The sequence below is a fragment of the Parvularculales bacterium genome (genome assembly GCA_036881865.1).
Taxonomy (GTDB): Bacteria; Pseudomonadota; Alphaproteobacteria; order JAPOUT01; family JBAJNM01; genus JBAJNM01.
In genome coordinates this window covers 1-11,837 of record JBAJNM010000017.1, presented here as the reverse complement: position 1 = coordinate 11,837, position 11,837 = coordinate 1, and the positions used below count along the sequence as shown (strand labels likewise).

The window sequence follows — 11,837 nt, the reverse complement described above, 5'->3', positions numbered from 1 at the left end:
ACTAATTAACCCCTCGCCCAAGCCAGTGCGCCATGTCATGCCAATGCTTTGCATCCCAGTATTTGCTTGCAGCACCGGAGGTTGAAGGAAGAACAAAAAGTCGGGTTTCGCCAACTTGACGCTGCTGAAAACCATATTCTACTTTCTTTGTCTTTGTGTTGAATGCTTGTGCCGCTGCATTCTTGCTATTAAAAGCGAGCAAACGGGGTTGGTACCTAAGAATTTTTTCCCGGAAACCTGAAATATCATAATCTTCCTGACCGAGGCTGGCATCTCCACCACTGTTGTGTTTGACAAGATCCGTAAGGCCTACGCCAAACTCGGGCAGGTGGGGGAACTCTGCTGGCGTAAGATGGCGCGGTGTTAGGCCAATCTCATGAAGGGTAGGCCAGAACTTGTTGCCGGGTCCGGCATAGTATTGTCCGAGTTCTGCTGAACGGGTCCCCGCCGCTGTTCCGCAAATGACAACGTCTAAACCATCCTGTAATACGTCATCGAGTACATAATCGGATTCGTTTTGTTGATCGATCATCTCTACAACTCTTGTTCATAAAATTACGAAAGTTTTATCAACCTATCTTAAACGTCCTTGACATTTTGCCCAAAGGATAAAGCTGCGTTATGTGGCCCATTTTACGGCCCGGGCGAATATCATCCTTACCGTAAAGAGAAGAGCACAGGCGGGTTCAGAAGCCATCATATGCCATCTCTCAACATCATCACCGATAAGATTGGTCATCACAGCATCACAATGGCGCATAACATCGCCCGAGGGCCAACCGCACACCGCACGAATATGCTGCTCAAACTGACTCGTAGCGCATGCATCCTGAGTCCAGTGACCGGAATTATGAACCCGAGGCGCTATTTCGTTGACAAGCAGGTGTGGTTCCTGAGAGTCACCTTCAGGTAGAACAAATAATTCCACCGCCAAAAGCCCCACATAATCCAGAGCCTCGACAAGACGCGCTCCACAAGAGAGCGCCGCGCCGCGTTCCGCAGTTGTAAGGCGGGCAGGTGCATAAGAGCGGTGGAGAATGTGGTTTTTATGCTCATTTTCTACCGGATCATAAAATACTACCGCTCCATCTATAAAACGCGACACCAAAACGGAGACCTCTCGTTCAAAGGACACAAAAGCCTCTGCAATGGCGGGTGCACCCTCAAGGGCAGTATAAGCCTCCTTACACTGGGCACTGTCCTGAATAAGAACTTGCCCTTTTCCATCATAGCCAAAATGCCGCGTCTTAAGAACACATGGCGTACCCAAACCCGCAACCGCCTCTTGCAGGGAGTGTAAATCATTCACTGTGGAAAAATCAGCAACAGGAATACCAATCTCCCTTATAAACGTCTTCTCCGTTAACCGGTCTTGAGCTACATCCAGCGCATGAGCACTAGGGCGTACAGGCTTGCGCTGGGATAGAAAATCTATGGTCTCAAGAGGAATGTTTTCAAACTCATAAGTAATAACATCCACCTTCGCTGCAAATTGCCCTAAGGCCTGTTCATCATCATAAGGAGCGCATATAGTCTGTGAGGCTACGGCACTGGCGGGAGAATTTTCCTCAGACGTATAGATATGACAATGCAACCCCAATTGCGCTGCTGCCAGCGCTAGCATCCGCCCTAACTGTCCGCCTCCTACAATGCCAACGATACCACCAGGCACCAGAGGGGGGGCTTCGCCCGTCATAGTCCTAACCGTCGTTTATTGGAGTGTCAGGAACGCCAGCCGTTTGTGCCGCCCGCCATTGCTCAAGGCGTTGGCGCAAACCATCATCTTCAAGAGCGAGCACTGCTGTAGCTAACAACGCCGCGTTGATAGCACCCGCCTTGCCAATGGCAAGAGTACCGACGGGAACCCCCGCAGGCATCTGAACGATGGAAAACAAACTGTCTTGCCCGCCAAGGGCATGACTTTCTACAGGCACGGCGAACACCGGTAAGGGTGTAAGGGCTGCCGTCATGCCGGGCAGGTGGGCTGCCCCTCCCGCACCGGCGATAATAATTTTCAGCCCACGAGTGTGGGCATTGCGGGCGTAATCATAAAGTCGCTCGGGAGTGCGGTGGGCCGAGATAATCTGGCATTTATGGGGTATATCCAGAGTGGCTAGAATGTCTGCGCTATGGCGCAGGGTCTCCCAATCGGACTGGCTTCCCATAATGACGCCAATTTTTGGAGATGTCATCGTCATACGCTGTCCTTATCAGCAAACGGCGGATTATAGGGAAAAGCGGGCTTATGACAAGCCGGTTTCAGTGAACTGCCTATTATCCGCTGGTTGGTGTGTAACTAGAGCGGGCAAGTTGGATAATTAGGGTAGCCTGCAAAGCAATATTTTGGGTTCAAAGATAGAGCCAATCAGCATTTTATTGTCATAGGCGGCCCCAACACTGGCACCTGAGATTTCTTCGCCGCTGTTGAGATAAATTTGCTCCATCTTGCCTGTTGTCGGATCTATCTTCACAATTTGGGAGGGGGATAGGGCGGCTTCATCGCGGCTGTGGCTGATGAGGGACGGAAAGCGCGGATGAAGGGTAACCCAGAGAGCCCCCTCTTCATCAACATCCATATTATCCACGAGCCCTGGTAGAGGAATAACATTAATGCGGGTGAGTATACCGGCTTCTATGTTACGGTCGTAGAGAATAATCTGGCGTCCCAACATTTCTGCAACATAAACTGTGCGTCCGTCGGGGGATATATTAATGCCGTTGGCAAAGCGGTGGTCATCTGCTGTGATGGTACCTTGTGCGCCATCAAAATAAGACACACTCCCCAGAGGTAAAGCTAGCAGAAGAGCGACGAATTGCCCGATCTCACTACCGCCCGTATCAATATCATTGGTGGCGTAAAATGAGCGTGGCCCCACGGCGACTAAGTCGTTAGGGGTGGTGAGTGCATCATAAGTGATGGTTTCAACATAATTGATACCTGAAGGGACAATCTCAAAGACTTCAATTGTGTGCCCGCCGGCTTGGGGGTGATTGACGACAAAAAGGTAGGTAAAGCCGTCACCTGTTCTTATCAAACTCACGCCATGGGGCTGGAAGTCTGCAGGTGTATCGGGGGTTACATCTACCGGAACGGGTGTGTGGGCGCGCATGTCCAGACGATAAATCATGCCTCTGGAGGCGTCTTCGGTTCCTATGATGCGTCGATTTAGGGCGGCGATATACGCTAGGCCTGTGCTATGGTTTATTTGTAAATCCTCTGCGCCAACCACCCCACCAATGGTTCGGCACTGTCCACCAAAGGAGGATTGAACATCATCAAAACCACCGGAAATAGAAAGAAACGTCCACACCCCATACACAATGACGATAACGAACGCCGCTACTATAATCCATATAAACGTCTTAATCATAATCATAATTCTTCTTTTTCGTGATATCGGTGTTACTCTGCGGCGGCGTCTGTTGCCTTTGGCGGGATGGGGTGTTTGTTATCTTCCATCTGAAGTTGCACAAGACGTGCATAAAGCCCTCCTTCGGCTACGAGCTGATCATGTGTGCCTGTATCTATAATCTCCCCTTTGTCCATTACCACTATACGCTCCGCCCGTCGTGCTGTCGCTAGACGGTGAGCAATAACGAGAGTGGTACGATTCTCCATCAGCCTCTCCAGTGCCCGTTGTACTAGCGCTTCGTTTTCGGAGTCCAGAGCGCTGGTAGCTTCATCCAAAAGCAACACTGGTGCATCTTTTAATAAGGCACGGGCGATGGCAATGCGTTGGCGCTGTCCACCGGACAGGGTGACGCCACGCTCTCCAATCATAGTATTGTAGCCGTCCGGTAAGGTGGTTACAAACTCTGTTACTTGGGCAGCTTCTGCTGCATCTCGGATGGCGGTCTCATCGGCGTCAGGGTAACCATAGCGAATGTTGTCGGCGATGCTCATAGCAAAAATGGTAGGATCTTGTGCAACTAATCCAATTCGGCAACGGACATCTTGGGGAGTGGCGTGATGAAGATCTATGCCATCAAAAAATATACTACCCGCTTGCGGATCATAAAAACGCAGCAAGAGCTGAAAGAGAGTGGTTTTTCCGGCCCCTGAGGGTCCAAAAAGGGCTACGGTTTCGCCTGAGTCCACTGTCAGTGAAAAAGACTTTATTGCTCTTGTTTGCGGACGGGTGGGATAGGAAAAATCAACACAATCAAAGGTAACGGTGCCGATGGAGGGAGTTGGAAAAGATCGCGGCGTCTCGGGCGCTACAATATCGGGGATTGTATCTAGAAGTTCCATGAGGCGTTCTGTAGCACCGGCTGCTGCTTGTATCTCTCCCCAGACTTCGCTCAAGGCTCCCATGGAGGTTGCCGCAAAAACAGCATATAGCACAAATTGTCCTAATTGCCCGGCGGTCATTTGGCCGTCCAGAACCAATTGCGCGCCAACCCAGAGAATGACAATTACACTTGAGAAGGCCAGAGAAATCACAAGCCCTGTCAAGACGCTACGGGCCGTGATATGCCATCGGGCTGCCTGAAAAGCGGTTTCAACGGAGCTGTGAAAAATGGCGCTGTTGTACGTCTCACGGGTGAAGGCTTGCACTGTTTGTATGGCGTTGAGGCTTTCTCCGGCGTGGGCGCTGGTATCAGCAATTCTATCTTGGTTTGTGCGCGAGAGGCGGCGCACCAAACGGCCAAAGATAATGAGGGGCACGATGATAATGGGCAGAGCGAGCAAAACCATACTGCTCAACTGAACGCTGGTGACTACCAGCATTACGGAGGCACCTGCAAAGAGAAACAAATTGCGTAGGGCCACAGAAAGGCTGGAGCCCACAACGGTTTTAATGAGGGTGGTATCTGATGTTAGGCGTGAGAGGATTTCGCCGGTGCGGGTCACTTCAAAGAATGCTGGACTAAGTATCATAATGTGGCGATAGACGGCATTTCTTAAATCTGCCACCAAGCGCTCTCCTAGCCAACTCACACAGAAAAATCGGGTAGCGCTGGCGATGCCGAGTATAAGACCCACCATTAGGATTTGGGCAAAGTAGCGGTCAATAAAGATGCTGCTATCGCCGGAGAAACCGAGGTCAATCATCCAGCGAACACTGAGAGGCACCGCTAAGGTGGCGACAGTAGCGGTAATTAGGGCGACCGCTGCAATGGATAACATCAACCGGTAGCGGCGTATGTAGGGCATAAGCCTGACCAGGGGGCGGGGGGTCTCGCTACGAGGACGCTGGGAGGTGATTTCCTCAACGGGGATGCTGCCACTGACTCCTCGACCAGAGGGGTGAGTGCCGGAAGATTGGAGAGAAGAATCGGTCACTTGATGATATTATCTAGGGTAAGTCTCATTCATCAGGTGGCATGGGCTACCCGTTTTGCCTGAAATGGTATCAAAATTGACCTCTTAAGAAAAGTAGCTCAAAAAAAGGGTAGTTTCCATGACTTGCATCTATGGGGGCGTCCATAATATAATGAGGCCGACAAATTAGAGAGACGTCCCCATGAAAAAAGACATTCATCCTGCTTATCATACCATTACGGTGGTTATGACCGATGGTACGACCTTTCAGACTCGCTCAACCTATGGCGCGGAGGGAGATACGCTGACGTTGGATATTGACCCGACGACCCACCCGGCATGGACTGGTGGTGGGCAGCATCTTGTTGACCGAGGTGGAAGGTTGAGCCGTTTCAAGAAAAAATATGATGGCTTTGTATCTTAATCATCGGGCATAACTCCCTTGGGACGTCCGCTTTAAGAAAACTCAGAGAAACAATAATGCCGCAACCTTTGATGCCTAAAGCCACCGCTGTCTGGTTGGTGGACAACACCACGCTAACCTTTGATCAGATTGCTGATTTTTGTGGTCTGCACCCTCTTGAAGTAAAGGGCATTGCGGATGGAGATGTTGCGCAGGGTATATTAGGGATTAGTCCTATAAGTAACGGGCAGATTAGTCGTGAAGACTTAGAGCGCTGTCAGGCAGAAGAAACGGCCCGACTTGCGCTGATTGAGCAAGTTCAAGAAAGCCTGGGCACTAAGAAAAAATCACGTTATACGCCGGTGAGTCGCCGCCAAAGCAGGCCCGACGCCATATCATGGCTGTTACGGCATCATCCTGAATTAAACGATGCTCAGATTGGTCGGCTGGTCAATACAACTAAAGCAACCATTAAAAGGGTGCGTGAACGCTCTCATTGGAACACACCCAATATAACGCCAACCGATCCGGTGGTGTTGGGATTGTGCACTCAGATTGAAATGGATGAGGCTGTATCTAAGGCTGCCGCTCGTGTAGAGAGAGCCCGCAAAAAAGAGGAGCGTGAAGCCCGCAAAAAAGAGAAGGATACCGCTAATGTCTCTCTGGCCCTTGTTGGAGAGTCTCGCTCTGATGTAACGTCTGCTGCCCTTCCGGAAAGTGCTACAGATAATGCTGTAGCCGATGCAAGCGCAAGCGATATGGAAGAGAGAAAAACCTTTTCATCGGATCAGCCGTAAAAGTTTTGATTCTTTATACTGCGTTGATATCCCGTGCGTTGTCGGGGGTGATTTTCAGGCGTTCAATCTCTTCTTTAATTTGTAGCTTCTGTCGTTTCATTTCTGAGAGCTTAATTTGGTCAGGATTGGGTCTCTGGTTTTCAAGAGTAATATCACTCTCAATTTTACGATGCCGCTCAATCAGTTTGTTGATGTGATCCATAACAGTCATGAGACACCCTTTCTCTTGGATCCTCCTCAGGATATAAACTCTAACTCACTTTACCTGTTTTTTTGCACCTGTCTAATCATTCTGTTGGCGGGGGTGGGCTTTTGTGAGAGTTTCATGCATTTTTTCATGGAGAGAGGCGGGGGCAGCTACCACATGGCCGCCAAAAGGGCTTGCCAGCGTAGTGGGTATGTTTTGCATATCCGTTACATGGCCACCGGCTTCCCGAACCAGTAATATCCCTGCCGCTATGGCTTGTGGGGTTAGGCTATAACCCCAAAAGCCATCCAATCGACCGGTAGCCAGAAGTGCTAAATCAAGAGAGGGGCATCCGCTTTGACGAAGACCTGATATTTTTGGTGCTAAGGTGGCTTGCTGTATAGTGTAAGGGGCAAAATCAGCACTGCGCGTACCGGGTGGATGAACGGCAACTATGGCCTCTGTTAACTGGTTACGAGCTGAAACACGTAAGCGGCGATTGTTCAGAAAAGCACCTACGCCTCGTTCAGTCCGAAATAATTCTCCCGTTAGGGGATTGTAGACGACGCCGGCAATACATTCGCCTTCGTCTTCCAGTGCAATGGAGATGGCGACAGCGGGAATGCCATGCAAAAAATTAATAGCCCCATCCAGAGGCGTGGCTACCCAGCAGCGCGTATGGGATGTGAGGGAGGGAGAATCGTCATAGAATCCATACCCGGACGGGGCTAGTTCCTCCCGCAGGGCTTCACTCATTTTGGTATGCGTATTGGCCGCAAACCCGGTCTGCCCTTTAAGAGAAGATTGGAGGTAACCAATTTCGCCAAACTCTCTGGCAAAACCACGCGCGGTGCGACGTGCGGCCTGTGCCATAAGAGCCAGAGGCGGCGAGAAATCTGTCATGGGGTAGTGACAAGACGTTTAGTCGGCACGGCGGACATAAGCGATGTCGCTGGTATCTACAATGATTTTATCGCCGTTTGCTATAAAGGGCGGCACCATAATGCGTAGGCCATTTTCTAGAATCGCTGGTTTGTTAGATGAGGCTGCCGTTTGGCCCTTAACCGTGGGTTCTGTCTCTTGCACCTCAAGGGTGACTTGGTCGGGAAGGTTAACCCCAATGGGGCGTTCTTCGTAACTCTCCACCGTTACCATCATGCCGTCTTGCAAGAAGGCTGTGCGCTCACCCATGAGGTCTGAGGGTACGTTTACTTGGTCATAGGTATTGGTGTTCATGAATGTGAGTTGATCGCCATCCGCATAGAGAAACTGATAGTCTCCTTGCTCTAAGCGTACGCGCTCAACCGTTTCTGACGAGCGAAACCGCTCATTGAGCTTGGTGCCGTCAATAAGATTTTTCAGTTCCACCTGCGCAAAAGCACCGCCCTTGCCCGGCTTAACATGTTGAGTCTTAACCGCAACCCATAATCCCCCCTTATGTTCAATAACATTACCGGGACGAATCTCATTACCGTTTATCTTCATGAGAGTTCTGATAGCACTCTATGGAGCCTAAGACAAATGGCACACTTTTGTGGCTTGGTGCTATGGGGTCAGGAAGCAATTTCTGAGAAAAGATGATTAAAGGCTGCAACGGCGACGGCAGGCCCGTGAGCATATCCCCACACACCGTGGCTTACCGCCAGAAAATCTGCTCCCGCCTCAACAAGAGGGCGGGCGTTTTCTGGCGTAATACCGCCGATGGCAACGCAGGGTATTAGCATATCTTCCTGCCATTGGCGTAATAGATCCAGTGTAGCACGGGTCTTTGCTTGTTTGGTGGCAGTAGGGAAAAAAGCTCCAAAAGCTACATAATCAGCACCGTCTTCTCCGGCGACCATCGCCAAATGACGTGAATTGTGACAAGTAACACCAACACTACACTCTGATCCTACAATTTTGCGTGCTTGTTTGCAGGATATATCCTGCTGACCTACATGAACACCATCGGTGCCTAGCTCGTGGGCCAGGTCTGGTCGGTCATTGAGTATCATCGCTACCGGATAACGCCGTACCACAGGCATAAGAGTGTTTACGGTTCGGCGAATATCATCATCGTGCGCAGGGGTGTCCTGAGGGTGTTTTACCCTAATCTGCAAACAAGCAACATCGCCCGCATCCAGAACAGGAGCCAGGTCAGCTGCAAACGCCACTGGGTCAAACTGAGGCGGTGTCACCAGATAAAGGCGACAGAGGCTGGAGCCGGTGTCGGGAGAAGTAGGCACGGGGTGTTAGGCGGTGTCCTGCTCCATGGCCGCTTGCCAGCGACCTTGAGTGGCTAGGCTGTTCATTTGTGCTCGGTGCGCAAAGGCGCTTTGAGCGGCGGATTTGTTTTCAGATTTGCCGGCCCATGCCTTAAGAGGAGCTGCCTGAAGAGCGCGCCCATAAGAGAACGTCAGGGGCCATGATGCATTACCAAGAGCATTCATAGCATTCAAGTGAGCGGTGGCAGCTTTGTCTGATTGACCACCGGACAAAAAGGCAATGCCTGATACGGACTTAGGCACAGCGCGTTGTAGGCAAGACAGGGTGGCTTGAGCAACCTCCTCCACACTGGCTTGGGTTTTGCAGTCACTACCGGATAAGACCATATTGGGCTTGAGTAATGTACCCTCCAGCAGGACGTTTTGGTTGTTGAGGGCTTCATAAACACTATGAAGCACGGCTTCGGTTACCTCAAGGCAGCGATTGATGTCATGATCGCCATCCATGAGCACTTCCGGCTCTACAATAGGCACAATACCGGCTTCCTGACACAGGGCGGCGTAGCGTGCCAGGGCGTGTGCGTTGGCGGAGATGGCGGTGGAGGTGGGCAGGCTTAAACCAATCGTGTATGTAGCACGCCATTTAGCAAATTGTGCCCCCAGCGTGGTGTATTCTTCAAGGCGCTCTCGTAAGCCGTCCAAGCCTTCCGTTACGGTTTCTCCCGGTGCCCCCGCGAGAGGTTTAGCTCCCTTATCAACCTTGATGCCTGAACAAGAACCGGCCTTCTTAATCAGAGACACAAGAGGCGTTCCATCCGCCGCATTCTGTCGTAGGGTTTCATCAAACAAGATGACACCGGAGATGTAATGACTCATGGCCTCTTCAGTGCGGAACAAGAGCTCACGATAGTCCCGCCGGTTTTGTTCCGTTGATGGTACGCTAATAGAAGACAAGCGTTTTTCCATCGTGCCAGTGCTTTCATCGGCTGCTAAAATACCCTTGCCGGATACCGTCAAAGATTTAGCAACAGCAACAAGAGTGTCCGGTTTTGTGGTCATGATTTTCTCCCGTCTTGCATTTCAGGTTCTATTCAACGTCGTAACACCGGGCAGGGTACGTCCTTCTAGCCACTCCAGAAACGCGCCCCCTGCTGTAGAAACATGGGTGAGGTCTGCCGTAACATCCGCCGCCTTCAAAGCCGCTACCGTTTCACCCCCACCCGCTATTGATATCAGCTCACCCTCTCGGGTTGCCAGAGCGATGTGGCGAGCAAGGCTTATGGTGCCCTCATCAAATGGCGAAATTTCAAAAGCCCCCAGCGGGCCGTTCCACAAAACTGTGCGGGAGGCTCTTATGCGAGTGCCCAACTCCTCAATGGAAACCGGGCCTAAATCAAGAATAATTTCATCTTGCGCCACATCGGTTACCGACGCTATGCGGTGAAGTGTACGGGGCGCATCAGTGCAGGCTACCGCCACATCATGGGGCAGTACAAGAGATGACCCGATGCGCGATAAAATATCTTGCACGGTTTTTACTTGGTTAGATTCATAAAGAGATTGACCTATCTCATGGCCCATGGCGGCTAGGAAACTGTTGACCATGGCACCGCCAATCGCTATGCAATCAGCTTTTTCGGTGAGGTGATTTAGCAAATCCAGTTTTGTGGATATTTTTGCTCCCCCAACAATCGCCATCACCGGGCGGGCCGGGTTTTTTAATATTCTCTCCAGCGCCTGAAGCTCAGCCTCCATGGCGCGTCCCCCATAGGTGGGCAGTAGCGCCCCAAGGCCGTGGGTTGAGACATGGGCGCGGTGAGAGGTTGAAAAAGCATCATTGACGAAAAAATCCGCATAACGTGCCAACGCTTGCGCCATGGCAGGGTCGTTGGCTTCTTCTTCGGGATAAAAGCGGGTGTTCTCTAGCACCAGAATACCCCCCACAGATAGCGCTTCTATGGCTTTTTGAGCGGTTTCCCCAAGGCAATCCGGCGCAAACGCAACGGGGATGCCTATATACCCTTCTAGGGCGCGGGCAATAGGAGCTAAACTTAACGTTGCATCTGGTGTGCCACCCGGTCGCCCAAAGTGAGATAAAATAATAACCCTCCCCCCGGCATTGGTTAGGTCATGGAGGGTTGGGCGTAGCTGCTCAAGGCGGGTGGCATCCCTCACACTGTTGCCGGCCATGGGTACGTTGAGGTCGGCACGTAAGAGTACCCGTTGTCCCCGTGTTATGGTGGCTAGGAGATCATCAAGGGTGCGCCGTATTGTAACAACAGAAGTATCAGAATCTTGAATAGAGGCCATAGGCGTTAGGTCAGATGAGTTTTCCCATGGCAACCGCCGTATCGCTCATGCGGTTGGCAAATCCCCATTCATTGTCGTACCAGCTTAAAATCCGCACTAGCCGTCCGCCCATCACTTGAGTTTGCGTTAAGTCAAACACAGAAGAGTGCGTGTTATGATTAAAATCAATAGAGACCATCGGCTCGTCTACCACTTGTAAAATCCCCTTAAAGGAACCGTTGGCAGCTTTTTTCATAGCAGCATTTATGGCATCACTTGTCGTAGGGCGGGCGGTGGTAACGGTGAGGTCAACCATGGAAACATTGGGAGTGGGTACTCGTATAGATGAGCCATCCAACCGCCCGTCCAATTCCGGCAACACAAGGCCGATAGCTTTAGCGGCCCCTGTTGAGGTGGGTATCATAGAAACCGCTGCCGCTCGTGCTCTCCGGGGGTCTGGATGGAGGGTGTCCACCATGTTCTGGTCACCCGTGTAGGCATGAACCGTGGTCATAAAACCCTGCTTGATATCACAGACCCGATGAATAATGTGGGCTACCGGTGCTAAGCAGTTGGTGGTGCAGGAGGCATTAGAAACAATGGTGTGACTCTTGCGTAACTTTTTATGATTAAGACCATAAACAATTGTCTGGTCTGCGCCGTTGGCCGGGGCGGAAATTAAAACCTTGCG

14 protein-coding genes are annotated in these 11,837 nt (G+C 51.1%); 2 read left to right on the top strand and 12 right to left on the bottom strand.

The annotated features are described in order from the left end of the window. Window position 1 precedes the first annotated feature (1 nt). The 5 genes from V6Z81_05400 to V6Z81_05380 form a co-directional block, all read right to left on the bottom strand. Window positions 2–532: a mismatch-specific DNA-glycosylase gene (locus V6Z81_05400; GenBank protein ID MEG9861922.1), complete on the bottom strand. Its 531-nt coding sequence runs from the start codon at window positions 530–532 to the stop codon at window positions 2–4. A gap of 87 nt (window positions 533–619) precedes the next feature. After that, on the bottom strand, window positions 620–1,696 hold the full coding sequence (locus tag V6Z81_05395) for a 5-(carboxyamino)imidazole ribonucleotide synthase (GenBank protein MEG9861921.1): 1,077 nt from the start codon (window positions 1,694–1,696) through the stop codon (window positions 620–622). A gap of 4 nt (window positions 1,697–1,700) precedes the next feature. Then, a complete protein-coding gene (gene purE, locus V6Z81_05390) occupies window positions 1,701–2,192 on the bottom strand; it encodes a 5-(carboxyamino)imidazole ribonucleotide mutase (GenBank protein MEG9861920.1) in 492 nt (163 codons plus the stop codon). A 126-nt stretch (window positions 2,193–2,318) separates the two neighbouring features. After that, entirely contained in the window at window positions 2,319–3,371 is a 1,053-nt protein-coding gene (locus V6Z81_05385) for an SMP-30/gluconolactonase/LRE family protein (GenBank protein ID MEG9861919.1), read from the bottom strand. 32 nt (window positions 3,372–3,403) lie between these two features. Then, window positions 3,404–5,287 (bottom strand): ABC transporter transmembrane domain-containing protein, encoded by a 1,884-nt coding sequence (locus V6Z81_05380; GenBank protein MEG9861918.1) that lies wholly within the window; start codon window positions 5,285–5,287, stop codon window positions 3,404–3,406. A 181-nt stretch (window positions 5,288–5,468) separates the two neighbouring features. On the opposite strand from V6Z81_05380, the gene rpmE reads away from it, so the two are divergent. Together rpmE and V6Z81_05370 are read left to right on the top strand one after the other, a co-directional pair. Further along, window positions 5,469–5,690: a 50S ribosomal protein L31 gene (rpmE, locus tag V6Z81_05375; GenBank protein MEG9861917.1), complete on the top strand. Its 222-nt coding sequence runs from the start codon at window positions 5,469–5,471 to the stop codon at window positions 5,688–5,690. Window positions 5,691–5,746: 56 nt separating this feature from the next. Continuing rightward, the gene (locus tag V6Z81_05370) at window positions 5,747–6,466 is read left to right on the top strand and encodes a cell cycle transcriptional regulator TrcR (protein ID MEG9861916.1); all 720 of its coding nucleotides are present in this window, start codon (window positions 5,747–5,749) and stop codon (window positions 6,464–6,466) included. Between the two features lie 13 nt (window positions 6,467–6,479). On the opposite strand, the gene V6Z81_05365 is transcribed toward V6Z81_05370, so the two are convergent. The 7 genes from V6Z81_05365 to V6Z81_05335 all read right to left on the bottom strand — a co-directional run. Further along, on the bottom strand, window positions 6,480–6,677 hold the full coding sequence (locus V6Z81_05365; protein MEG9861915.1) for a DUF465 domain-containing protein: 198 nt from the start codon (window positions 6,675–6,677) through the stop codon (window positions 6,480–6,482). A gap of 72 nt (window positions 6,678–6,749) precedes the next feature. Further along, a complete protein-coding gene (locus V6Z81_05360; protein MEG9861914.1) occupies window positions 6,750–7,556 on the bottom strand; it encodes an inositol monophosphatase family protein in 807 nt (268 codons plus the stop codon). A gap of 18 nt (window positions 7,557–7,574) precedes the next feature. Then, window positions 7,575–8,138: an elongation factor P gene (gene efp, locus V6Z81_05355; protein ID MEG9861913.1), complete on the bottom strand. Its 564-nt coding sequence runs from the start codon at window positions 8,136–8,138 to the stop codon at window positions 7,575–7,577. A gap of 68 nt (window positions 8,139–8,206) precedes the next feature. After that, complete coding sequence (gene thiE, locus V6Z81_05350; protein ID MEG9861912.1) at window positions 8,207–8,878, bottom strand: thiamine phosphate synthase; 672 nt, start codon at window positions 8,876–8,878, stop codon at window positions 8,207–8,209. A 6-nt stretch (window positions 8,879–8,884) separates the two neighbouring features. Further along, complete coding sequence (locus tag V6Z81_05345) at window positions 8,885–9,916, bottom strand: class I fructose-bisphosphate aldolase (GenBank protein ID MEG9861911.1); 1,032 nt, start codon at window positions 9,914–9,916, stop codon at window positions 8,885–8,887. Between the two features lie 21 nt (window positions 9,917–9,937). After that, on the bottom strand, window positions 9,938–11,200 hold the full coding sequence (locus V6Z81_05340) for a phosphoglycerate kinase (protein ID MEG9861910.1): 1,263 nt from the start codon (window positions 11,198–11,200) through the stop codon (window positions 9,938–9,940). Then, the coding region (locus tag V6Z81_05335; protein MEG9861909.1) for a type I glyceraldehyde-3-phosphate dehydrogenase at window positions 11,178–11,837 on the bottom strand (660 nt) is incomplete at its 5' end. The genes V6Z81_05340 and V6Z81_05335, both read right to left, overlap by 23 nt.